Here is a 22,720-nt window from a genome sequence, read left to right as displayed (position 1 = left end):
ACGCGGACGTTGCAGACTACGCGGCGTTCACCCGATCACGGATATCCATGAAGTTCCACACGCTGCTGACACTCGCCGGTGCATCGACGCTGCTGGCCGCCTGCAACCTGCTCCACGACGGCCCCGGCTCGAGCGACGTCGACGCCGCCGTGCGCCGCGCGCTCGAGGCGGAAAACCACGGCGGCCTGAATGCGCTGTTCGGCCAGCCGCTGCCGGTTTCTGCCGATGTCGTGTCGGCGAAACCCGACGGCGACTGCAAGAAGCTCGGCGATCGCACCTACTCGTGCGACGTCGTCGTCACGTGGCGCAATGCCGACTACAAGCCTTCGCGCGCGAACCTGACCTTCGTGCAGGCCGCCGACGGCGCGTGGCAGACGTCCGGCGTCGACGCGGCGATCGTCACCGGCACCGCGAAGTCGCTGGTCGACGAAATCGGCAAGGCGTGGCCGGGCAATGCGGCGAGCGGGGCGTCGGCGCCGCAGTGACGCGTCGGCGGCGCGGTGGCGCCCATTCGACCGGCGCGACCCGCGTGCGACACCGATTCGCCGAAATGGGGTGCGAATGCCTGGCTCCCCAAGACCGAACGCATCCTCGGTATGCGGGCCCGGTTATAGGGAAAACCCTAATTTCGAGATATAATCACGGCCTAAGAGATAGGTCGAGCCATGCCTGAACGTTTCCAAACCCTTGAAAAATTTGTGTTTTCCCTCGTCGTGATGTCCGCCGTCGTGTGCTCGGCATTCCTCGCGTACGAGCGTCACCCCGAGATCAAGATCGCGCTGCACGAAGGCGAAGCGCTGATGCGCGAGAGCGCCAAGTACTCGGTCATCTGCTCGCCGTCCAAGGTCGATCCTTGCGTCGAAATGTCGGCTTACTGAGATACGCGTCGGTCGCGGTGCGCTGCGATCGAAACGGGCGTTTCCAGCGTTCGTCCCATTCAGTTTCGGACTTGTCCTATATCGCTGGTCGTCTGGATTCCTTAAAGTAGAGCCCATCAGGAATTCAGAAACCGGCCGCAAGATAGGGCGGATGCACGAACCCGTAACGTGCCGAGTCGCTGGCGTAAGCAGCCCCACATTCTGCCGGCCCCGCTTCGAGCCATCGAGCGGGGCCGTTCTGTTTGCGCGGTTCACATCACCTTCCGGAACGCCATGCGGCACGCGCGTCACACGACGTGCCGAGGTGTGCCGCACACGAACGCGGCAACATTGTCCACGAGCTGATCGGCCAGCGCCTGCATCGCTTCGTCACTCGCCCACGCAATGTGCGGCGTCAGGATGAAGGCCGGATGCGACAGGATCGCGTGGAACGGATGCGCGGCCGGCAGCGGCTCCTGCGTGACCACGTCGAACCCCGCGCCCGCGATTTGCCCCGACTGCAATGCGTCGACCAGCGCGCTTTCGTCCACGAGCCCGCCGCGCGCGGTATTGATCAGCAACGGCCGGCGCGCCATCCGCGCGAACGCGGCCGCGTCGATCAGGTGCCGCGTCGCCGGCGTGAGCGGGCAGTGCAGCGTGATCACGTCGCTGTCGCGCAGCAGCGTGTCGAGCGGCGCGTAGTCGTCTCCCGCCGCATCGCCGTGCGCCGCGAACCGCACCCGCATGTCGAGCGCGCGGGCGATGCCGGCCACCGCGCGCCCGAGCACGCCGTCGCCGACGATCCCGAGCGTCGAGCCGGCCAGGTCGCGAATCGGATGATCGAAAAAGCAGAACTGCCCGCTGTCGAGCCAGCGCCCCGCACGCACCGCGTCGCGGTATGCAACGAGACTGCGGCGCAGCGCGAAGATCAGCGCGAACGTATGCTCGGGCACCGTGCGGACCGCATACCCGCGAATGTTGCTCACGACGATGCCGCGCGCCGCGCATGCGTCGAGATCGACGATGTCGGTGCCCGTCGCGGCGATCGCGATCATCCGCAGGCGCCGCGCATCGGCGAGCGCTGCCGCGTCGAGCCGCACCTTGTTGGTCACGACGATGTCCGCGTCGCCGATGCGCGCGGCCATCTCGTGCGCGGCCGTCCGGTCGAAGGTCCGCAATACGTGCGGGAACGGAAACGGCTTCAGCACGGTGCGCGGCGACAGCGTCGCGCGGTCGAGAAACACGATCTTCGCGGGAGAGGAAGCAGAAAACATGGCGGGTCTCGCTGACAGGCGCCCGGCGGGCGCGGAACGGGTTCGATTCTGCCGGCGGCGCGCGTGCCGTCGTTTGCCCGTTGCGCGAGCGCGCTTTCCCGGATGGAAAGGCTGACGCAACGCCTGCGTGAGGGGCGCGACGCACGCCTTTCCGAAACGGAAAGGCTGGTTGAGCATCGATCGATTTTCGCCGGGCGCGAACGCCGTCATGATCGCCTTCATCGACACCACGATTGCATCGGAGACAGCCATGACACGCCCCCTGGACGGCATTCGCGTGCTGGAACTCGGCCAACTGATCGCCGGGCCGTTCGCGGGCCGGATGCTCGCCGAATTCGGCGCCGACGTGCTCAAGGTCGAGCCGCCCGGGCTCGGCGACCCGCTGCGCAAATGGCGGCGGCTGCATGAAGGCACGTCGGTCTGGTGGGCCGCGCAGTCGCGCAACAAGGCCTCGCTCACGCTCGACCTGCGCACGCCCGAAGGGCAGGACGTCGTGCGCCGCCTCGTGGCCGAGACCGACGTGCTGATCGAGAACTTCCGGCCCGGCACGCTCGAGGGCTGGGGGCTCGGCTGGGACGCGTTGTCCGCGATCAACCCGGGGCTCGTGATGCTGCGCGTGTCGGGCTTCGGGCAGACAGGCCCGTACCGCGACCGCCCCGGCTTCGGCGTGATCGCCGAGGCGATGGGCGGCCTGCGGCACCTGACCGGCGAGCCTGGCCGCACGCCGGTGCGCGTCGGCATCTCGCTCGGCGATTCGCTGTCGGCGCTGCACGGCGTGATCGGCGTGCTGCTTGCGCTGCGGCATCGCGAGCAGCAGGGCGGCAAGGGGCAGGTCGTCGACGTCGCGCTGTACGAATCGGTATTCAACATGATGGAAAGCCTGTTGCCCGAATACTCGGCATTCGGCGCCGTGCGCGAGGCGGCCGGCAGCAGCCTGCCCGGCATCGCGCCGACCAACGCGTACCGCTGCCGTGACGGCAAGTACGCACTGATCGCCGGCAACGGCGACAGCATCTTCCGGCGCCTGATGGAGCTGATCGGCCGGCCCGATCTCGGCAACGATCCCGCGCTCGCGCACAACGACGGGCGCGTCGCGCAGGTCGAACGCATCGACGCGGCGATCGGCGAATGGAGCGCGCAGCACGATCTCGACGCCGTGCTGGCCGCGCTGAACGACGCGCGCATCCCGTCCGGGCGCATCTACGACGTGGCCGACATCGCGGCTGACCCGCATTACCGCGCCCGCGACATGCTCGTCGATGCCGCGTTGCCCGACGGCACGCCGGTACTCGTGCCGGGCATCGTGCCGAAGCTCGGCGCGACGCCCGGGCGCATCGAACACGCAGCGCCCGCGCTCGGCGCGGATACCGACGCGGTACTCGAATCGCTCGGCATCGATGCGGCGACGCGCGGCGACTGGCGCACGCGCGGCGTGATCTGAACCCGAACCCGGAGACGACGACATGAACGGGCAACGCAAACGGCTCTACCTCCACGAAGTCGCGACGCGCGACGGTTTCCAGAACGAAGCAGCCTTCGTCGACACCGACGACAAGATCGCACTCGTCGACGCGCTGAGCGCGTGCGGCTACGCGAAGATCGAGGTCACGTCGTTCACGTCGCCGAAGGCGATCCCCGCGTTACGCGACGCGGAGGCCGTGATGCACGGCATCGCGCGCGCACCCGGCGTCGTCTATACGGTGCTCGTGCCGAACGTGCGCGGGGCGGAGCGCGCGCTGTCGTGCGGCGTCGACGAAGTGAACCTCGTGATGTCGATGAGCGAAAGCCACAACCGCGCGAACCTGCGGATGACGCGCGAGCAGTCGTTCGCACAACTGCGCGACGTGATCGACGCGGTACGCGGCACCGGTGTCGCGACCAACGTGTCGCTGTCGACCGCGATGGGCTGCCCGATGGAAGGCGATGTCGCAGCCGAAGGCGTACTCGCATGGATGCAGCGCTTCGCGGATCTCGGCGTGCAGGGCTTCACGCTGTGCGATACGACGGGCATGGCGTTTCCGTCGCAAGTGCGCGACCTGTCGGCACGGGCGCGCGAACGCTTCGGCGCGCTGCCGCTCACGCTGCACTTCCACAACACGCGCGGGATGGCGCTCGCGAACACACTCGCGGCACTCGACGCCGGGATCGACCGCTTCGACGCGTCGCTCGGCGGCCTCGGCGGCTGCCCGTACGCGCCAGGGGCGACCGGCAACGCGTGCACCGAAGAACTCGTGCACATGCTCGAACTCGACGGCTACGATACGGGCATCGATCTCGCGGCCGTGCTGGTCGCGTCGGCACGGCTGCCCGCGCTGATCGGGCATGACGTGCCGAGCCAGATCCTGAAAGCCGGGCGCCGCTCGGACCTTCATCCGCCGCCGCGCGCGGACGCCGGCGACATGCCCGCGCAACGCGCATTCTCATGAACCACGAACAGGAGCGAACCTCATGGCGCTGATCGATCACCTCGACCATCTCGTGCTGACCTGCGTCGATCCCGACCGGACGAAGCATTTCTACATCGAGGTGCTGCAGATGCAGCTCGAAACCTTCGGCGCCGGCCGGATCGCCTTCCGCTTCGGCAACCAGAAGATCAATCTGCACGTGCGTGGCGCGGAGTTCGAACCGAAAGCGCACGTGCCGGTGCCCGGCGCGCTCGACCTGTGCTTCATCGCGTCGATACCGCTCGACGACGTGATTGCACACCTGAAGCGCGTCGACTGGCCGATCGTCGAAGGGCCGGTCGAGCGCACGGGCGCGACGCAGAAGATCCGGTCGGTCTACCTGCGGGATCCCGACCTGAACCTGATCGAGATCTCCGAGTTGATCTGAGCACACCGGCGCACCACCACGTCGTATCGCCGCTTCGCACTCACGCGTGCGGACCTGATCACGGTGCGACTGCATGCCGCGCCGATCTCCCGCCGAAATCGGACAGCCGGTTTCCGCGCTCGCCGATTCCGGATAGCCGGCCCGTGCCGCGCTGCGGATAATGCGTGCATCGGCGACTGAGAAGCCGCCTTCGCAGCGGACGCAACGCTCGCGTCCGCGCTTCCGCAACCCGACCCAGGCAATTCCCGATGACGATCCTCTATCGCGGCATGGACCGCGCGGCGCTCGATGCCGCTTATCTGAACACGAAGGTGGTGCCCGATTTCCCCGCGTTGCTGACGTCGATGCAGGCGCGCAGCGCAGCGCTCTATGCCACCGCGTCCGTCCGGCACGACCTGCGTTACGGCGCGCAACCCGCTCAGCGTTTCGACTGGCTGTCGTGCGGCCAGCCCGATGCGCCGCTGTTCGTGTTCGTTCACGGCGGCTACTGGCAGCACTGCGCGAAAGAGGATTTCGCGTACGCGGCAAGCGGGCCGCTCGCACGCGGTTTCGACGTGATACTCGCCGAATACACGCTCGCGCCGATCGCGACGATGGCCGACATCGTCGGCGAGATCGGCGCGCTGCTCGACTACCTGGCGAACGACCCCGACGGCCTCGGCACCGCGAAGCGGCCGATCCACCTGAGCGGCCATTCAGCGGGCGGCCACCTGACGGCCGTGTACCGCGCGCATCCGGCCGTCGTCTCGGCGCTCGCGATCAGCCCGCTCGTCGATCTCGAACCGATCTCGCTGTGCTGCCTGAACGACAAGCTGCGGCTCACCGCGCACGAAATCGAAGCGTACAGCCCGTTGCGCCATGTCGGGCCCGGCGCGCCGACGGTCGTGGCGGTCGGCGAAGCCGAGCTGCCCGAACTCGTCCGGCAAGCACGCGACTATGCAGCAGCATGCGAAGCGGCCGGCGAACGAATCGTTCACGTCGGGTTGCCCGGCATGCAGCACTTCGACGTGCTCGACGATCTCGAGGCGCCGGACGGCGCGATGCTCTCCGCCTTGTTGTCGATCGCGCCGCGCTAGGCGCGCCGTATCGCGCGGGGGCGGCCGGGCGTATGATCGGCGTCAGGCCGCCGCGCCGACGGCAGGCGCCGGCACGGCCTTCCCAGGACCCACGACATGGTGAACCCGCTTCATTTCGATCTGCAGTCGCTGCGCGTGTTCGCGCTCGTCGCCGAGCACGGCAGCCTGACGAAAGCGGCCGAACACGGCCAGCTCACGCTGTCCGCGGTCAGCAAGCGCATCGCCGAGCTCGAAAGCGTGACAGGCAGTGCGCTGTTCGTCCGGCATGCGCGCGGTGTCGAGCTGACACCCGCGGGCCGCGCGCTGCTCGACCATGCGGCGAAAGTGATCGAGCAGGTCAACCGGATGGCGCACGAGATGAGCGATTACGTCGCCGGTGTGCGCGGCCATATCCACGTGTGGACCAATACGTCCGCGATCGTGCAGTTCCTGCCCGCCGATCTCGCCGCGTTCCTCACCGACCATCCGGGCATCAAGGTCAGCCTCGAAGAGCGGCTGAGCCACGAGATCGTCGACGCGCTCGCGGCCGGCAAGGCCGATCTCGGCGTGTTCGCCGACAACGTGCCGGCCCCCGGCATCGAGCGGCGGCTGTACCGGCGCGACGAGCTCGTGCTGCTCGTGCCGCGCACGCACCGGTTCGCCGCGCGCGACAGCATCCGCTTCGCGGATACGCTCGACGAGGACTACGTGGGGCTCAGTGACGGCAGTTCGCTGCTCGCGCGCATGACCGACGCCGCGTTCGCGGTCGAGCGCTCGCTGAAGCTGCGCATCCAGGTATCGAATTTCGACGGCGTGAGCCGGATGATCGAGGCAGGGCTCGGCATCGGCATCCTGCCGCGCGATGCGGTGACCGGCGAGCGCGCGGCGCGGCTCGGGGTCGTGAAGCTCGACGACGCGTGGGCAACGAGAACGCTGTGGGTGGGGGTGAAGGCGGGCACCGTGCTGACGACCGATATCGCGAAGCTGTTCGATTTCATGTCGGCAAGGTGAGGCGGGGCTGCCTCCGAGCCCCTGTTTCCGACAAGATGCTTTGACCATTCAAGGGTTCTCAACGCGATTGCGGCACACGGTCAATCGAAAACAGGTCAATGGATCGGCAAGCGCCAGATACCGCGAAACATCAATCGTGACGAGGGAGCACGTTTCCGCGCCCCCAACACCGCCCACCCCTCAAACCGGATTAATCTCATCCTGACTGCGCCGCGTCGTCAGCGGCCCGAGCGCCCGCAGCGTAACCGCGACGATACCGAGCGCGACCGAGATCACCCCGAACATCGCACCCGCGCCATAACCGCCGAGCACCGGCAACAACATGAACGGCAGCGCACCGCTGACGATGCGCGACAGCGCATAGGTACTGCCAATCGCCGTCGAGCGCACCCGCGCCGGGAAAATCTCCGCCTGGTACACGTGATACGCGTTGCTGAACACGTTCGACGCGCAGGTCGTCAGGAACCCGAAGCCGACGATCAGCGCGGTATTGCCCGAATACGCGAAGCACAGCCCGAACGCGGCGATCGACAGGATCGACACGATCACGAGCGTGCGGCGCTCGATCCAGTTGAGCAGCGGAATCGACAGCAGCGAGCCGATCGGATAGCCGATGAACGACAGCGCGATGAACAGCGTGCTGTCCGTCACGTCGAAGCCGCGACTTTTCACGACCGTGCCGGCCAGCGTACCGAACCCGTAATAACCGAAGCCCTGAAACAGGTGAAAGATCGCGAGCATCACGTAGCGCGCGCCGTACGGTTCGCGTCGCAGCAGCGCGATACGCTCGCCAAGCCCGAGCGGCCGTTGCGGCTCGACCGGCTCCGCGAACTGCTCGGGCACGCGCACGCCGGTGCCTTCCGCGAAGCGCCGCAATGCCGCATGCGCGTCGGCGGTGCGACCCTGCGCGAGCAGCCAGCGCGGGCTCTCCGGCAGCCGATGCTGGACGAGCAGCACGTACACGGCGCCGAGGCTGCCGATCGCGAGGATGATGCGCCAGCCGGCCACACCGCCGACATGAAGCGGGTTCAACCATAGTGCAAGAAACCCGACGAGCGGCACCGCGACATAGGAAGTCGTATAGGCCCACGCGGCGAGCCTGCCGCGCTTTTCCTTCGGCAGGATCTCGGACAGGAAGCTGTCGGCAACCGGATAGATCGCGCCGACGCCGATGCCGGTCAGGAACCGGCACGCAACGAGCATGTCGGCATTCACCGAAAACGCGCCGACCAGCGAGAACGCGCTGTACCACGTGAGCGTCAGCAGGAACGCCTTGCGCCGGCCGATGCGGTCGGCGAGGCTGCCGAGGCACATCGCGCCGACGAACATGCCGATGAACGCCGATGCCAGCAGCAATTTGAAATCGGTGCTCTGCCGGCTCAACCCATATTCGTTCTGCAACGCGGAACCGATCGTACTGACGAGGAAGATCTCGTACATGTCGAAGAACAGCCCGATGCCGATCACCCAGACGACGAACCGGTGCAACGCGCCGACCGGCAGGTCGTCCATGAAATCGCCGAGCGTGACGCGGCGGGCGGGGCGGGCCGACGCATCGGCGCCGGCGCCGGCGGCAGCGGACGGCGGTCGTGCGGGCGCGGGTCCGCCCGCGTTGCCGCCGAGATCGAGGGAATGGCTGTTCATTGTGTCTCCTGATTATCGATACGCCGTGGCGCGAGGCCCGGCCGTTCGCGACCGGCGCGCTGCATCCGGTCGCACGACGTGGCGGCACGCACCGCGGGGGCCGTGAAAGGGCCGGGCAGGCGGGCTGTACCGATCGTTGGACACATGGTGGGCAAATCCGCGGCACGTGATAATTGCGGATGTTTCAAGCGTCCTTTCCTGCGCAGAAAGGGTGCGGAACACGCGGCGGCCGGCACGCGTGAGGCAGGCCCGCGCAGCCTGCGTGGCGCGCGGTCGTGCACTGGAACCGGGTGCGCGCTCATGCAACCGGCAGGCCGGGAAAACCATGAGGCCCGTTGAGAGACCACCGGCGCAACTACCGCCGGCGGCCACGCCGTCGTGCTCAAGTCAGCCGGCAAAAACGCCGCCCCGTAAAACACGCGCACGGGGTTGCCGCGCTCCAGCGCAAAGTGCTGCATCCGCCGCTGCCGGCGCACATCGGACGCGTGACGGTCAGCTTCCTGCAACAACCGCACCTGCAGCACCTGCAGCGCCAGGCGCTTGTTCGCGTGCTGGCCGCGCTCGCTTTCCACGCGCACCGACAGGCCGGTCGCGACATGGGTCGCACAATCGCGGAGCTCGTCTGGTGATGGATTCCGCTGATGCGCGACGCGGTCGCCGCGTTGCAATGGCCCTAGCAGGCTGTTGAAAAACGTTGCGAGAGGGTCGCGCCGAAAACTGCCGACCTCTTAAAACGTCCTACACGCGGCTCGCGCGACTTGGGTAAGGGGTAAAGCACCCCGAATGTGGGGTGCGGATGCCACTCAAAAGCGTTTCTCAACAGCCTGCTAGTGGGCCAGGACGAGGATCGTAACGAGTGCGATCGGCGCCAGCGCGACACCCAGCAGCCCGAGCGCACCATCGGCTGCAATCGTGATCGGCGACAGCGCGATCTTCGCCCCCTTACCGAGCATCGACGGTCGCTCGATCACCGTGACGTTGTACGCGTGATTGAACGCCTGAGGGATCGACGAAGGCGTGACATCGTTCGGCTGGTAACGCTTTCCGGTGATCGTGCCTCTCTCCGTCAGTTCAAACCGCCCGTCCTTGAAACCGTCCGCAAGCGCACGCTCGCGAAGCTCGGAGCCGGCCGGTGCGTCCTCGCGCGCGAGCCGCAACACGTAACGCCCCGAGATCTTGTCGCCGTGCGTCTCGAAATCGTCGAAATCGGTATACAGCTTGGAGCGATAGGGTGCCGTGAGATTGACGGCGAGGGCCGGCGGCACATCGAAAATGTAGTGGTACTGCTTGCCGATCACGACGAGTTTCTTTCCGTCCGCGCTGATCAGAAACGCCGACAGCGTCTCCCGGTATTCCGGGTCCTTCATCATGCGATTGGTGATGGGGCCGATGTTGGCGTCGGCGCAGCCGACAAGCATGCCGGACGCTGTCACGGCGGGCAGCGCGAGAAATGTTCTTCTTTTCATGTGTGCTGTTGGATGTTGTTGGTTATTCAGCGGAACCGCTTGAATGTCGGACGCTGCGTTCGATGAACGCGGCACCCTGACGGCCGATCATGCGGTTTCTTCGCCCGCGCATTGTAGGGCCAAAACGGCAAGCGCAGTATCCCCCGCGCAAAGCGCGTCACCCGCGTGCGGTAGACTGCACGCTCGCTTGCCCACCGCCCACTCCACGACCGCTCGCACCCGCTGACACACCATGGATCGAATCGATGCGATGAAGGTGTTCGTCGCCACGCTGGACGAGGGCAGCCTCGCGGGCGCGGGCCGGAAGCTCGGCCGGTCGCCGGCGGCGGTCAGCCGCGCGATCGCGTTCCTTGAAGAACACACGGGCACCGCGCTGCTGTACCGCACGACGCGGACGATCCGGCTCAGCGAGGCCGGCGAACGCTACGCGGCCGCGTGCCGCCGCATCCTGTCCGATCTCGAGGAAGCCGACATGCTGGTCGCCGACGAACGTTCGGCGCCGCGCGGCCTGTTGACGGTCACCGCGCCTGTCGCCGCGGGCGAGGACGTGCTGCGCGCACTGCTCGACGAATTCATCGAACGCCATCCGGCCGTGTCGATCCGGCTGCAGTTGCTCGACCGTCCCGTCAGCCTGATCGACGAAGGAATGGACGTCGCGCTGCGGATCGCGCACCTGTCCGATTCGACGCTGGTCGCGATTCCGGTCGGCGCGGTACGGCGGGTCGTCGTGGCGTCGCCCGATTACCTGGCGAAGCATCCGGCAATCGAGACGCCGGCCGATCTCGCGCAGCACCGGATCATCTCGATGACGCATTTCGGCCTCGACTCGTGGAGCTTCCCGCCGTCCACGCCGTCGGCGCTGCCGCAGGTCGTCCAGTTCGCGCCGCGCTTCATCATCAACACGATCCGCGGCGCGGTCGCGTCGGCCGTCGCCGGGCACGGCGTCACGCGGCTCTTTTCGTATCACGTCGCCGAACCGGTGCGGGACGGCACGCTGCGCATCGTGCTGAGCGACAGCGAGCACGCGCCGCTGCCCATCCATCTCGTCACGCCTTACGGACGCCTTGCGGTGCCGAAGGTGCGCGCATTCGTCGATTTCGCGGCGCCGCGCCTGCGTGAGCATTTCGCGCGGCTGGCGGCCATTACCGACGGCGATTGAACCGCGATGCGGAAGAATGGCTTTCGTGTGACGGGGATTCTCCCGATAACCAGCTCAATCTAGACTTCCTTCAACCAACGGTCGCGCATGGCGCCCGTTCAGCGAATGGAGGTCGACATGCATCAAGCGCTTCCCGTCCAGCCTCGCGCCCGCGCGTTCGGACTGGCACACCGCGTGCTCACCGGCATCGGGAGCGCCCGTTTCGCATTCGCGCCGTCGCCGGCCATCTTCGTCGCGCAGTGGCTTCCCGCACAGCTGGCCTCGACGGGGAGCGCGCAATGAGCACGATCTCGCATGCCCCCGCCACGGCACGGGCCGAGCAACCCGCCGCCAGCTACGCCGAACGCAACACGCGCTACTGGCGACGCAATCTCGCCGTCTGCGTGTTCGGCTCGTTCACGACGCTCGTCAGCCTGAGCATGCTGCTGCCGTTCCTGCCGCTGTACGTGCGGCAACTCGGCGTCGATGCGCAATCGGCCGTGATCCAGTGGTCGGGCGTCGCGTTCGGCGCGACGTTTCTCGGCACGGCCGTCACCGCGCCGCTGTGGGGCCGCCTCGCGGACCGCTTCGGCCGCAAGCCGATGCTCGTGCGTGCCGCGATCGGCATGGCGATCGTGATGTCGTTGATCGGCGTCGCGCACAACGTCGTCGAACTCGTCGCGCTGCGGCTGCTTGCGGGGCTGGTCGGCGGCTACGCGTCGGCGTCGACCGTGATGGTCGGCACGCAGGCGCCGCGCGAGCGCGCGGGCTGGGCGCTCGGCATCCTGTCGACCGGTGCGCTCGCGGGCAACCTGGTCGGGCCGCTCGTCGGCGGATTGCTGCCGGGCTGGGTCGGCATTCGCGGCACGTTCTTCGCCGGTGGCGCGATGATCGCCGTCGCCGCGCTGCTGACGATCTTCGTCGTGAAGGAAGACTTCCATGCCGGCACCGATGCCAGCACGCGCACCTCGAGCGCCGCGGCCGGCACGCCGCACCGCACGAATCGTGCAGCGGTCGCCGCACTGCTGGTGACGGCGATGATGGTGCTGCTCGCGAACATGTCGATCGAACCGATCATCACCGTCTATATCGGCGGCCTCGGCGTGGGCGGCGACCACCTTGCGCGTGTCGCCGGCGTCGTGATGGCGTGTTCGGCGCTCGGCAGCATGCTGACCGCCGCACGGCTCGGCGCGCTGGCCGACCGGATCGGCAGCTGGAACGTGATCATCGGCTGCCTGTTGCTGACCGCGCTCGCGATGGTGCCGCAGGCGTTCGTCACGCACTGGTGGCAGCTTGCCGCGCTGCGCGGGCTGATGGGCATGTCGCTCGCGGGGTTGCTGCCGTCGATCGGCAAGCTCGTGCGCCAATCGGTCGACGAGCGCGCGACCGGGCAGATGCTCGGCTACCTGCAGTCCGCGCAGTTCAGCGGGCAGGTGGTCGGCCCGGTGATCGGCGGGCAGATCGGCGTCGCGCTCGGGCTGCATTCGGTGTTCTTCGTGACGGGCGCGCTGCTGGCGGCCTGCGCGGGGCTCGCGCATTGGGCGCGCGGCCGATAGCGGCTGGCCGGCGGAACGCGGGCTGGCGTAGGATGAGCGCAGTGACCGGTGCGCGCCGAAAAGCAGAAACAACGTGCATCGCCAGCATTGCAGATACCGCCGCACCGCACGGTGACCCACCGTTTCCAACATGACGCTCACATGACCGGTCGCGTGCAACGCACGACGAACGCGCACCGATCCGAACCCGACACACGCGCGTCGGCCCGCATCCGGCCGACGCATTTCGATGACGAATCCTGCAGGAGAGGAGCGACATGAATCAATCGACCGACAACCGGACGCTGTTGCGCACGCTCGGCATGCGCGCCCCGATCATCCAGGCGCCGATGGCCGGCGTCAGCACGCCGGCGCTGGCGGCCGCCGTGTCGAATGCGGGCGGGCTCGGCTCGCTCGGCGTGGGCGCGACGAACGCCGACGGCGCCCGCAAGATGATCCGCGACACGCGCGCGCTCACCGACCGGCCGTTCAACATCAACGTGTTCTGCCACCAGCCGGCGCACGCCGACGCGGCCGTCGAACGCGCATGGCTCGACTGGCTCGCGCCGGTGTTCCGCGAATACGGCGCGACGCCGCCCGCCACGCTGTCGGAGATCTATACGAGCTTCGTCGCGGACGAAGCCATGCAGGCGCTGCTCGTCGAAGAAAAACCGGCCGTGGTCAGCTTTCATTTCGGGCTGCCGTCCGCGGAGGTGATCGCCGCGCTGAAGCGTGCGGGCGTCACGCTGTTCGCGTCCGCGACGCATCTCGACGAGGCCCGCCAGATCGCCGCCGCCGGCATCGACGCGATCGTCGCGCAGGGGATCGAGGCGGGCGGGCACCGCGGCGTGTTCGATTCGACCGCGCATGACGATCGCCTCGGCACGTTCGCACTCACGCGCCTGATCGTGCGCGAATGCCCGCTGCCGGTGATCGCCGCCGGCGGCATCATGGACGGCGAGGGGATCGCCGCCGCGCTCGCGCTCGGCGCGCAGGCCGCCCAGCTCGGCACCGCGTTCGTCGCGTGCCCGGAGACGTCGATCGACGACGGCTATCGCCGTGCGCTGCTGGGCGACGCGGCCCGCCGCACGACGTTCACGGCCGCGATCTCGGGCCGGATCGCACGCGGCCTCGCGAACCGGCTGACCGCGCTCGGCGATGACCCGCACGCGCCGGCCACGCCCGCGTACCCGATCGCGTACGACGCAGGCAAGGCGCTGCACGCGGCCGCGAAGGCAAAGGGGGAGTTCGGCTACGGCGCGCAGTGGGCCGGGCAGGCGGCGCCGCTCGTGCGGTCGCTGCCGGCGGCCGAGCTGTTCGCCGCGCTCGAACGCGAAACGCGGGCGGCGATCGAGCGGCTGCAGCACGTGCTGGATTGAGCGCACGAATCGCGGGCAACGGGCCGCAGCCACATGCCGGCGATCGGTGAACGCACCCTGATCGCCGCGCCGATTTGTCACCGCCCGCGGCTAATTTGCAATGTTCTGTATCTGCACGAACCGCGGATACATCGCGATACAACGCAGCTTCGGGCCTCCGCTATAAAGCAGACATGACCTCTTCGGGAGTGCACCATGTCTGCAACCTGGTTCAAAGGGTCCTGCCATTGCGGGGCCGTCCAATTCGAAGTCCGAACGGCCGTGACGCCGGCGACGCGCTGCAACTGCAGCCTGTGCCGCCGGCGCGGCGCATTGATGAGCCCGATGTTCGCCGCCAGCGAACTGAAGATCGTCGAAGGCGAGGGCGCGCTGACGTGCTACCAGTTCAACACACGCACGGCCCGTCACTATTTCTGCAGCCATTGCGGCATCTATCCGTTCCATCAAACGCGCATGGACCCCGCCTGCTGGCGCGTCAATCTCGGCTGCCTCGACGGCGTCGACCCGTATGCGCTCGATGCGACGGTCGCCAACGGCGCGAGCCTCTCGGTCGTGGAGGACGCATGAAACGCTGGCTGATGATCCTGCTGTTTGCCGCGGGCGGGCTCGCGACCGAAATCGCGCATCCGGTGCAATGCTCGCTGCTGTCGGTCAGCCGTACCCGGACCGGCAAGCGCCGCAGGGCGGACTGACGGCGCGCCGATTCATCGAGACCGATTATCATGCTTCCGATAATATCGCACGCGATATATAATGCGTCCATCTGCGGCCGTTCGCGTCGCTGGAGGACGTTCATGAAACCGACCGAAACCCCATCCGACACCGATCCGAAGCTGTCCGAGTTCCTCTGCTTTGCGATCTACTCGACGAATCTTGCGTTCGGCAAGGCCTACAAGCCGATCCTCGAAGCGCTCGGCCTCACGTATACGCAATACATCACGATCATTGCGCTGTGGGAGCAGGACAACCAGACGGTCGGCCAGCTCGGCGAGAAGCTGTTCCTCGAATCCAATACGCTGACACCGATCCTGAAGAAGCTCGAGGCGATGGGCTATCTGGAGCGGCACCGCGATCCGTCGGACGAACGCCAGGTCCTCGTCAGCCTGACGAAAAGCGGGCGCCGCGTGCGCGAGAAGGGGCTCGACATGAACCTGGTCGAAGCCACCGGGTTGAAGCCGGACGAATTCGCGAAGATGCAGAAGGCGATCGTCACGCTGCGCGGCAACCTGATCCGGTCGACCGACGAATAAACGCCGGGTCACGCTGCGGCCGGCACGACCCGCGTGCCGGCCGCGTCGTCATGCGTGCCCGTCGCCCAGCACCAGCAGGTTCATCTCGCGGCGGACGGCGAAACCGAGTGCGAGATAGCGCTCGATCGCCACCTGGTTCGACGTCAGGACGTGCAGGAAAGGCGTATCCGCGCGCGCATCGATCTCCGCAATCAACGCCCGCATCAGGCGCGCCGCCAGCCCTTGCCGCCGGAACGCGGCGTCCACGCAGACCGCACTGATCTCCGTATACCCGTCGACCTGCATCCGCTCGCCGGCCATCGCGGCCAGCCGGCCTTCGCTGCGAATGCCGAGGTAATGGCCGAGCTCGAACGTGCGCGGGCCGAACGGGCCGGGCTGCGCGGCCGTCGTCAGCGCGAGCATGTCCGGCACATCGGCTTCGCCGAGCGTGACGTAACCCGATTCAGGCGCCGGGTCGAGCGTCCGCTGCCAGACCATCTGCAACAGATTCGCGCGCCGGATCACCGACCATCCCGCCGGCGGCTCGATCTCGTCCGGCGTGACCAGTGCCGCCGGCCCGTGAGCGGCGATCAGCGCGCGCAACGCGTCGAAGGATGCCGCGCTCGTATCCTCGATCGCGGCAAACGGCGCGACGGCCGCCGGAAACCGCCATGCACGGTCGTGGCCGACCGCAAAGCGGCGCTGCCTGCCCGTCAGCGCATTCCACACCACTCGGTCGAGCGGGTGCGCACGGCCTGGCGCGGTTCCGGTCGTTGCATCGGACATCGGCTGCTCCTCGTCTGAAGGTTTCGATCGCACAGCATAGACCGGGATCGGGCGGGCAGGGCGCATGGACACGGCCGGAAGCCATCGTCGTCACGGCGCTCGGCAGCGTCGCGGGCGGCCTGTTGCATGACGCGCTCGGCAACCGGTGGCCGGAAGCCTGCGTGACGGCCCTGCTGCGCCGCGTCGCGCCGCTGGGCAGGCTGCAGCCCGCACGAAGGACGGCGCTGATCGACGGCATCCGCGCGCGGCGTCGCGAGCGACCGGCTCGTGCTGGAGGAAGCCGATCCGGCTTTCGCGAACGCGTTGCGACATCGGTTTCCCGCGTTGCGGATCAGGCGGATGGATGCGGCGCAGCTCGGCTGACAGGGGACTGCTTCGACGGGGCGCGCGCGGATGCGATCGTAAGCGGGCCGCCGCTCGTCGCGATGCCGGTCGAACAGGCCGCCGCGCTCGTTCATTGCGCGTTCGCGCGTCTTCTGGCTGCCGACGGCGCGTTCTACTCGTTCACGTGTGGGCCGCGCGGCCCGGTTCCGGCGCGCCATCTAGAGGCCATGCGTATTCGTGCCGTCAGGATCGGCGTCACGTGGATGAACTTCCCGGCCGCCATCGTGTATCGCTTCGAACGCCGGATCGATGCGGCCGGCCCGCAGTGGCCCGTTGCGGGGCCGTTGCGCGATTGCGATTGCGGAAGCAACTATTTTGCGCGGCTTCGATCGCACGCTCCCACACGTTGTCCGGCCTTGCGCGACGATTCCGACGCGCCATGCTCAATGGCCAAAGTAGATCGACCGCTCGGCCGTGCGAACCGCGCTGCGGCTGCCCGACTGCGTCGCACTGCCGGCGTCGCTGCCGTAACCGGACGCCTGCGACTCGGCCGCGACTGCAGTGGTGTCGTGAACCCGGCGCAGCGCGGCCTGGAGATTGTCCGGATAGTTCGGGTCGTTGGGCCGGTTCGGCAGGTAGCCGGCCTTCTGCAGCGCGGCCAGTTCCGCACGCACCTGCGAGCGCGTCACGGTGCCGTCACCGGCAAACGCCGGCGCGGCAACGGCAGCCGACACGGCAACGAGAAGGGCAGCGATCAGTTGGGTCTTCATCATTCACCTCGACAAGAAAATGGAATTCAGTAGTTGCGCGCCGGCCACCGGCGCCGTTCGCGGTGTCGTTCAATGGCCGAAGTAGATCGAGCGTTCGGCGATTCGCGTCGCATGCCGGCTGCCCGACTGCGTCGCGGCGGCGGCATCGCTGCCGTAACCGGACGTCGCTGCGTCGGCCACTGCGGTGTCGTTCGCGTGAATGCGCGTCAGCGCGGCCTGCAGATCGTCCGGATAGTGCGGATCGTTCGCGCGGCCCGGCCGATACCCGGCCTGTTCGAGCTGGACGAGCTCGGCGCGCACCTGTGCGCGGGACACGGCGGCTGCATCGGCGAACGCCGGTGCGGCAGCGGATGCGGAAACGGCCACGAGAAGGGCGGCGATCAATTGGGTTTTCATGATTTACCTCGACAGAAGAGAAATAGAAGAAATGCAGGGTTCGCGTATCGACGATGCGTCGCGCTCAATGGCCGAAATACACCGAGCGGTCGGCCACGCTGAGCGCATGCCGGCGGCCCGATTGCGTTACCGCCTCGCCGTTGCTGCCGTAGCCGGACGCCTGCTCGTTACTGGCGACCGCATCGACGACATGGATCCGCGTGAGTGCAGCCTGGAGATCATTCGGATAGGTGGCGTCGGTCGCGCGATTCAGCGGGTAGCCGGCCTGTTGCAACTGCGCGAGCTCGGCGCGCACCTGCGCACGCGTCACGGTGGATTCGCTGGAGAACGCCGGTGCGGCCACCGTGGCCGAAACAGCGACGAGAAGGGCGGCGATCAGTCGGGTATTCATCATTCACCTCAAAAAGAAAGAAAGGAAATCGGGTATTCGGGAAGGCGGCGCCAGGCCGCCTGTTGCATCGTTCAAGCGATACGGATGTCGACGTCGATGTTGCCGCGCGTCGCCTTCGAATACGGGCAGGTCTGGTGCGCCGCATCGACGATGCGCTGCGCGACGTCGCGATCGAGCCCCGGCACGCTCACGTTCAACCGGGCCTGCAGGAAGTACGCATTGCCGGCGGTGCCGAGATCCACTTCGGCGTCGACCGCGAGATCGGCCGGCAGCGTCACCTTCGCGGCACGCGCCGCAAGCTGCATCGCACCGATGAAGCAGGCCGACCAGCCGGCCGCGAACAGCTGCTCCGGGTTGGTGCCGGTGCCGGCGCTGCCCGGCGACGACAACTGGATGTCGAGGCGGCCGTCGGAACTGCGCGCCGCGCCGTCACGGCCGCCCGAAGTCGTATGCGTCTTGCCCGTGTACAGCACTTTTTCGATCTTGCTCATCATTTGCTCCGTCAGTTGGGTGGTTTGTTTCAGATGCGATTCGATCGCATGCGATGGAGTTTCGTCGAGACGACCCGCTCAGTCAAGCGCATTCGATTAAATCGCATCCGATATTTTGTATTTCAATGTATCTGGATACGTGTACAGCCTTGCGGGAGAAGGCTTTCCGGCGATCGCCCCCCGATATACGACGCGCGACGCATCCGGGCAGGGCAGGTGAAAACGCCCCGGGAATGGCGGGCCGCCCCGCAGGGCGGCCGATCGGTCAGGCCGGGTCGATCTCGGCGATCACGACGAGGATCACGGCCGCATCGGCCGGCAACTGGCGCTGGGAGAACGCCGAGCGCGCGTGGCCCGACTTTTCGCCCAGCACGGCGGCGAACAGGTCCGACGCGCCGTCGATCACGGCCGGCTGCCCGAAAAAGCCGTCGGCCGAACTCACATGCCCCTCGACGCGCACGATCTTGCGCAGGCGCTCGAATCCGCCCAGGTGGCGGCGAATCTGCGCGAGCACGTTCAGCGCCGCGAGCCGGGCGGCATGCTTGCCTTCGTCGACGCTCAACTGCTCGCCGACGCGGCCGGTATAGGCAATCTTGCCGTCGACCAGCGGCAGTTGTCCGGAGACGAACAGCAGGTTGCCGGCTTCGCTGGCGGCCGTATAGCTGCCGAGCGGGTTCGGCGGTTCGGGTAACGCGAGGCCGAGGTCGGCCAGCTTCTGTTCGACGGTCATGTCATGCTCCTTGCGGGAAAAGGGTTCAGGCGATCGGTGCTGCCTGCGAGTCACTGTAGTCAGGCGGCCGAAGCCGGTAAATGTCAGCCGCGCAATTGATTCACGACGCGGTGTAACGAATCACGCGATGCACGCGCGCTGGTTTCCCGTGCGGGATTCATGCACACTCGTCTCCATCGCGCGCCACGCGCCGGAGACGACAGGAATCGCCTCATGCAACGCCAATTCGACGATCTGCTGCTGGGCAGCATCGAGCTGTTCTGCCTCGCCGCCGAACTCGGCAGCTTCACGCTGGCGGCCAACGCGGCGAGCGTCACGCCGGCCGCGGTCAGTCGCTCGGTCGCGCGGCTCGAGGCGCGTCTCGGCGTGCGGCTGTTCGTGCGCACGACACGCCAGATCCGCCTGACCGATTCCGGCCGCCGCTATTTCGAGCAATGTCGCGACGCGCTGTCGCAACTCGTCGACGCGGAGCGCGAGGCGACCGGCCAGCAGGCGACGCCCGCCGGCGTGCTGCGGATCAGCATGCCGACACCGTACGGGCACTATCGCGTGCTGCCGCTGCTGCCGGCGTTTCGCGAGCGGTATCCGGACGTGCGCGTCGACACCCACCTGAGTAACCGCAACATCGACTTCGCCGAGGAAGGCTACGATCTCGCGATCCGCGGCAGCGCGCCGGCCGATTCGAACCTGATCGCCCGCAAGCTGGAGGATGCCGAACTCGTGATCGTCGCGACGCCCGGCTACCTGAAGCGCGCGGGCATGCCGACCGCCGTCGACGACCTGCATGCGCACGAATGCATCCAGTTCGAGCTGCCGAGCAGCGGGCGAGCGATTCCGTGGTTGTTCAGCGATGGATCGGACGGGATCGACGTCGCGACGACCGGCAGCTACGGTACGTCGGGCGACTACCTTGCCGGTGTGACGCTCGCGCGCAGCGGTGCGGGCCTGTTCCAGACCTATCGCTTCATCGTCGAGCAGGATCTGCGGGCCGGCACGCTCGTGGAAGTGCTGCCCGGCCTCGGCGGCCGGTCGCGGCCGTTCATGCTGCTGTACCCGCATGCGCGCTTTCTGTCGTCGCGCGTGCGCGTGTTCGTCGATTTTCTCGTCGAGCATCTGGCGCAAGCGCCCGCCAGGCCGCCGGCCGCGACACGCGCCAAACGGGCCGGCGCATCGCGCTAGGCGCGCCGGCTCGCGGTGTCGACGCCGCGCCTCAATGCCCGGCGCTCTGGCCGCCGTCCACATGCAGGATCTCGCCCGTGACGAACGGCGCCGAATCCAGGTACAGGATCGCGTCGACGATGTCGCTCATTTCGCCCGTGCGGCCGACCGGATGCAGCGACGCGAGCGTCGCGTGCGATTCGGGCGCGTGCATCGGCGACTTGATGATCCCGGGCGACACCGCATTCACGCGAATGCCGGCCTTCGCATACTCGATCGCGAGCGACTTCGTCGCCGCATTCAGTCCGCCTTTCGTCAGCGACGCGAGCACCGACGGCACGTTGCTGTTGGCGTGATCGACCAGGCTCGTCGTGATGCTGACCACGTGGCCGCCGCCGTGTTTCTGCATCGCGGCGATCGCATGCTGCGTGACGTGGAAGAAGCCGCTCAGGTTGACGTTCGTGATCTGCGCGTAGTCGTCCGCGGTGTACTGCGTGAACGGTTTCGCGATGAAGATGCCCGCGTTGTTGACGAGCGTGTCGACGCGGCCGAAGCGTTCGATCGCGGCGTCGACCACGCGCCGTGCGACAGCCGCGTCGCCGATGTCGCCCGCGACGGTGACGAGGTCGGGATCGTTCGACGGCCCGATCGAACGTGACGTTGCGACGACGCGATGGCCGCGGGCCCGGAATGCGTCGACCGTTGCCGCGCCGATGCCTTGCGATGCGCCGGTGATGATGATGACTTTGGATGCGCTCATGATTTGCCTCGATAGGTGAAGGGTTCCCGGCTTCGGTGCCGACCGGATCCGTGAATCCGATGGGCGAACTGTAGGCGCGCCGGTCGCGATCTCGAATACCCACCGTGGAGCAACAGTCTTGCGTCGGGGGAACAAATGCGGGGTGGGGTGAGGGACTGCGGTCAGGGCAGCCCGTCGGGACGTGGACGCGCGGAGCAGGCGGCCACGGGCCGGGGATCGCGGCGGCGGCCCGCCCAATCGGCGCTCGACGTCTCGCTCAAGCGCCTCGATGCCTCGATACCTCGATACCTCGATGCGCTGCGCGAATGCTCAAGCGTGGCGCGACCTCACCGAAGGCGACCGATTATCGAACGATTTGACGAGCCGATTCGTCTGCCGCGGAACACGCAGTTGGATAACGCAACACTGGCGTCTGGATAACTTTTCTTATCACAATAGCGTGATTTAATTTCAAAACTGACCCGTCGGCAAACGCGTCAGTCTCGGTAGCCGAGCATGCCGCGGTCAGCAGCGCCCGCCGGATACGGATGGACAGTCTTTGCGAGGCGGCAGGCAGGTGAGTGGGGCACCTGTCCGCGACCGGCGGACAGCGCTCCATGAAAAGCGCCCCAAAAGCCGGATCGCTAGCCGGCCTTCGGGGCGCAATTCATCGAGTCGGGTTTCGAGGGTTTTCGACCGGCGGGATCGGGCCAGCCGGCACCCTCCGCCGGCAGTTCGCTCGCGATTGCGGCAGCCCAGGCCCGATCCGTCTGCCCGACACCTCACGACGCATCGCGAGCGGGTTCGCTTCAGGACGTTTGCGCGGTGGACGTCAGGAAAATCTCCCTCATGCAGACGTGCTGAGGTTGCGCATAGGCGAAGCACACCGCGCGTGCGACGTCGTCGGGATGCAGAACCGAAGCCAGCGAACTCATCCACTCGCGAAACATCGTCTTGGCGGACTCCGACGTGGTGGCGTCGAGCAGGGGCGTGTCGACCACGCCCGGCGCGATGGTCGACACGCGGATATTGTGCTGGCCGAGATCGGCGCCCAGCGCGGCCGACATGCCGTGCACCGCGAATTTCGATGCGCAATACGCCGAATGAAATGGAAAGGCCTGACGGCCGGTGATCGAGCTGACGTTGAAAATGCTGCCTCTCCGCCGCTCGATCATGCCGGGCAGCACGCTCTGAATCGCGTTCATCGTCCCGACGACGTTCACGTCCAGCATGGTTCGCAGTTCGTCGGCCGATTGTTCGAGCGGCTCGCCGAGCAGCATCGTGCCAGCGCTGTTCACGAGGCAATCGACACCGCCGAACTGGGCCTGGGCGGCCTGCACCGCGGCCCGCACCGCACGCTCGTCGGTCACGTCCGCCGCGACGCATGCGGCGTTGGGCAAATCGAGCGCCTGCAGCTCGGCCAACCGCCGCGACACCAGCAGCAGCGGATGCCCGAGCGCCGCGAACGCACGCGCGACCGCCGCGCCAATGCCGGAACTCGCGCCCGTCACCATC

26 protein-coding genes and 1 pseudogene are annotated in these 22,720 nt (G+C 67.4%); 16 read left to right on the top strand and 11 right to left on the bottom strand.

Annotated features, from left to right (window positions below; genetic code table 11):
* Positions 1-47 precede the first annotated feature (47 nt).
* Both G3N96_RS11685 and G3N96_RS11680 read left to right on the top strand, forming a co-directional pair.
* Positions 48-485 (top strand): hypothetical protein, encoded by a 438-nt coding sequence (locus tag G3N96_RS11685; protein ID WP_089425443.1) that lies wholly within the window; start codon positions 48-50, stop codon positions 483-485.
* Positions 486-665: 180 nt separating this feature from the next.
* Positions 666-878 carry a hypothetical protein gene (locus tag G3N96_RS11680; RefSeq protein ID WP_006497261.1) on the top strand — a complete coding sequence of 71 codons (213 nt, stop codon included), beginning with the start codon at positions 666-668 and terminating at the stop codon, positions 876-878.
* Positions 879-1,165: 287 nt separating this feature from the next.
* On the opposite strand, the gene G3N96_RS11675 is transcribed toward G3N96_RS11680, so the two are convergent.
* Positions 1,166-2,131: a D-2-hydroxyacid dehydrogenase gene (locus G3N96_RS11675; RefSeq protein ID WP_206137309.1), complete on the bottom strand. Its 966-nt coding sequence runs from the start codon at positions 2,129-2,131 to the stop codon at positions 1,166-1,168.
* 250 nt (positions 2,132-2,381) lie between these two features.
* Here G3N96_RS11675 and G3N96_RS11670 point away from each other — a divergent pair, with 250 nt between their 5' ends.
* The 5 genes from G3N96_RS11670 to G3N96_RS11650 all read left to right on the top strand — a co-directional run bounded on the left by G3N96_RS11670 (position 2,382) and on the right by G3N96_RS11650 (position 7,029).
* The gene (locus G3N96_RS11670) at positions 2,382-3,572 is read left to right on the top strand and encodes a CoA transferase (RefSeq protein WP_206137308.1); all 1,191 of its coding nucleotides are present in this window, start codon (positions 2,382-2,384) and stop codon (positions 3,570-3,572) included.
* Between the two features lie 22 nt (positions 3,573-3,594).
* Entirely contained in the window at positions 3,595-4,557 is a 963-nt protein-coding gene (locus G3N96_RS11665) for a hydroxymethylglutaryl-CoA lyase (RefSeq protein WP_206137307.1), read from the top strand.
* A gap of 22 nt (positions 4,558-4,579) precedes the next feature.
* Positions 4,580-4,963 carry a VOC family protein gene (locus G3N96_RS11660; RefSeq protein WP_206137306.1) on the top strand — a complete coding sequence of 128 codons (384 nt, stop codon included), beginning with the start codon at positions 4,580-4,582 and terminating at the stop codon, positions 4,961-4,963.
* A gap of 248 nt (positions 4,964-5,211) precedes the next feature.
* Positions 5,212-6,039: an alpha/beta hydrolase gene (locus G3N96_RS11655; RefSeq protein WP_206137305.1), complete on the top strand. Its 828-nt coding sequence runs from the start codon at positions 5,212-5,214 to the stop codon at positions 6,037-6,039.
* Positions 6,040-6,135: 96 nt separating this feature from the next.
* Entirely contained in the window at positions 6,136-7,029 is an 894-nt protein-coding gene (locus G3N96_RS11650; protein ID WP_206137304.1) for a LysR family transcriptional regulator, read from the top strand.
* 180 nt (positions 7,030-7,209) lie between these two features.
* Here the strand turns inward: G3N96_RS11650 and G3N96_RS11645 are convergent, their stop codons facing one another.
* Positions 7,210-8,673 carry an MFS transporter gene (locus G3N96_RS11645; protein ID WP_206137303.1) on the bottom strand — a complete coding sequence of 488 codons (1,464 nt, stop codon included), beginning with the start codon at positions 8,671-8,673 and terminating at the stop codon, positions 7,210-7,212.
* A gap of 449 nt (positions 8,674-9,122) precedes the next feature.
* Here G3N96_RS11645 and G3N96_RS39185 point away from each other — a divergent pair, with 449 nt between their 5' ends.
* Entirely contained in the window at positions 9,123-9,302 is a 180-nt protein-coding gene (locus tag G3N96_RS39185) for a hypothetical protein (protein ID WP_241022597.1), read from the top strand.
* Positions 9,303-9,500: 198 nt separating this feature from the next.
* On the opposite strand, the gene G3N96_RS11635 is transcribed toward G3N96_RS39185, so the two are convergent.
* The gene (locus G3N96_RS11635; protein WP_346778887.1) at positions 9,501-10,214 is read right to left on the bottom strand and encodes a 5-formyltetrahydrofolate cyclo-ligase; all 714 of its coding nucleotides are present in this window, start codon (positions 10,212-10,214) and stop codon (positions 9,501-9,503) included.
* Between the two features lie 157 nt (positions 10,215-10,371).
* Here G3N96_RS11635 and G3N96_RS11630 point away from each other — a divergent pair, with 157 nt between their 5' ends.
* From G3N96_RS11630 to G3N96_RS11610, 6 genes are all read left to right on the top strand, one after another.
* Complete coding sequence (locus G3N96_RS11630; RefSeq protein ID WP_124584290.1) at positions 10,372-11,298, top strand: LysR family transcriptional regulator; 927 nt, start codon at positions 10,372-10,374, stop codon at positions 11,296-11,298.
* A gap of 278 nt (positions 11,299-11,576) precedes the next feature.
* Entirely contained in the window at positions 11,577-12,833 is a 1,257-nt protein-coding gene (locus G3N96_RS11625) for an MFS transporter (RefSeq protein ID WP_124584288.1), read from the top strand.
* 257 nt (positions 12,834-13,090) lie between these two features.
* The gene (locus G3N96_RS11620) at positions 13,091-14,191 is read left to right on the top strand and encodes a nitronate monooxygenase (RefSeq protein WP_206137302.1); all 1,101 of its coding nucleotides are present in this window, start codon (positions 13,091-13,093) and stop codon (positions 14,189-14,191) included.
* A 195-nt stretch (positions 14,192-14,386) separates the two neighbouring features.
* Positions 14,387-14,758: a GFA family protein gene (locus G3N96_RS11615; RefSeq protein WP_124584284.1), complete on the top strand. Its 372-nt coding sequence runs from the start codon at positions 14,387-14,389 to the stop codon at positions 14,756-14,758.
* Positions 14,755-14,883 (top strand): hypothetical protein, encoded by a 129-nt coding sequence (locus G3N96_RS39690; RefSeq protein ID WP_277399438.1) that lies wholly within the window; start codon positions 14,755-14,757, stop codon positions 14,881-14,883. The genes G3N96_RS11615 and G3N96_RS39690 overlap by 4 nt, the downstream gene beginning before the upstream one ends.
* A gap of 102 nt (positions 14,884-14,985) precedes the next feature.
* Positions 14,986-15,441: a MarR family transcriptional regulator gene (locus G3N96_RS11610; RefSeq protein ID WP_089494888.1), complete on the top strand. Its 456-nt coding sequence runs from the start codon at positions 14,986-14,988 to the stop codon at positions 15,439-15,441.
* 48 nt (positions 15,442-15,489) lie between these two features.
* Here the strand turns inward: G3N96_RS11610 and G3N96_RS11605 are convergent, their stop codons facing one another.
* Positions 15,490-16,206 (bottom strand): GNAT family N-acetyltransferase, encoded by a 717-nt coding sequence (locus G3N96_RS11605; protein ID WP_206137301.1) that lies wholly within the window; start codon positions 16,204-16,206, stop codon positions 15,490-15,492.
* A 240-nt stretch (positions 16,207-16,446) separates the two neighbouring features.
* Here G3N96_RS11605 and G3N96_RS39180 point away from each other — a divergent pair.
* A pseudogene (locus G3N96_RS39180) lies at positions 16,447-16,832 on the top strand (phospholipid methyltransferase); the annotation flags it as partial.
* Positions 16,833-16,973: 141 nt separating this feature from the next.
* Here the strand turns inward: G3N96_RS39180 and G3N96_RS11600 are convergent.
* The 5 genes from G3N96_RS11600 to G3N96_RS11580 all read right to left on the bottom strand — a co-directional run bounded on the left by G3N96_RS11600 (position 16,974) and on the right by G3N96_RS11580 (position 19,308).
* Positions 16,974-17,303, bottom strand: coding sequence for a DUF4148 domain-containing protein (locus tag G3N96_RS11600; RefSeq protein WP_206137300.1), 330 nt, complete (start codon positions 17,301-17,303; stop codon positions 16,974-16,976).
* A 66-nt stretch (positions 17,304-17,369) separates the two neighbouring features.
* Positions 17,370-17,696 carry a DUF4148 domain-containing protein gene (locus G3N96_RS11595; RefSeq protein WP_124584276.1) on the bottom strand — a complete coding sequence of 109 codons (327 nt, stop codon included), beginning with the start codon at positions 17,694-17,696 and terminating at the stop codon, positions 17,370-17,372.
* Positions 17,697-17,760: 64 nt separating this feature from the next.
* A complete protein-coding gene (locus tag G3N96_RS11590) occupies positions 17,761-18,087 on the bottom strand; it encodes a DUF4148 domain-containing protein (protein WP_124584274.1) in 327 nt (108 codons plus the stop codon).
* A 71-nt stretch (positions 18,088-18,158) separates the two neighbouring features.
* Positions 18,159-18,578 (bottom strand): organic hydroperoxide resistance protein, encoded by a 420-nt coding sequence (locus G3N96_RS11585; RefSeq protein WP_011352035.1) that lies wholly within the window; start codon positions 18,576-18,578, stop codon positions 18,159-18,161.
* Positions 18,579-18,843: 265 nt separating this feature from the next.
* The gene (locus G3N96_RS11580) at positions 18,844-19,308 is read right to left on the bottom strand and encodes a RidA family protein (protein ID WP_206137299.1); all 465 of its coding nucleotides are present in this window, start codon (positions 19,306-19,308) and stop codon (positions 18,844-18,846) included.
* A 213-nt stretch (positions 19,309-19,521) separates the two neighbouring features.
* Between G3N96_RS11580 and G3N96_RS11575 the strand changes: the two genes are divergently transcribed.
* Complete coding sequence (locus tag G3N96_RS11575) at positions 19,522-20,487, top strand: LysR family transcriptional regulator (protein ID WP_206137298.1); 966 nt, start codon at positions 19,522-19,524, stop codon at positions 20,485-20,487.
* Between the two features lie 31 nt (positions 20,488-20,518).
* On the opposite strand, the gene G3N96_RS11570 is transcribed toward G3N96_RS11575, so the two are convergent.
* Positions 20,519-21,226 (bottom strand): SDR family oxidoreductase, encoded by a 708-nt coding sequence (locus G3N96_RS11570; protein WP_206137297.1) that lies wholly within the window; start codon positions 21,224-21,226, stop codon positions 20,519-20,521.
* 788 nt (positions 21,227-22,014) lie between these two features.
* Positions 22,015-22,719 carry an SDR family oxidoreductase gene (locus G3N96_RS11565; RefSeq protein WP_089495293.1) on the bottom strand — a complete coding sequence of 235 codons (705 nt, stop codon included), beginning with the start codon at positions 22,717-22,719 and terminating at the stop codon, positions 22,015-22,017.
* Between the last annotated feature and the right edge of the window lies 1 nt (position 22,720).

Source organism: Burkholderia sp. Se-20373, from assembly GCF_017104705.1.
GTDB lineage: Bacteria > Pseudomonadota > Gammaproteobacteria > Burkholderiales > Burkholderiaceae > Burkholderia.
Note: the sequence above shows the minus strand (reverse complement) of the source record. Positions and strands in the feature narration are given on the sequence as shown.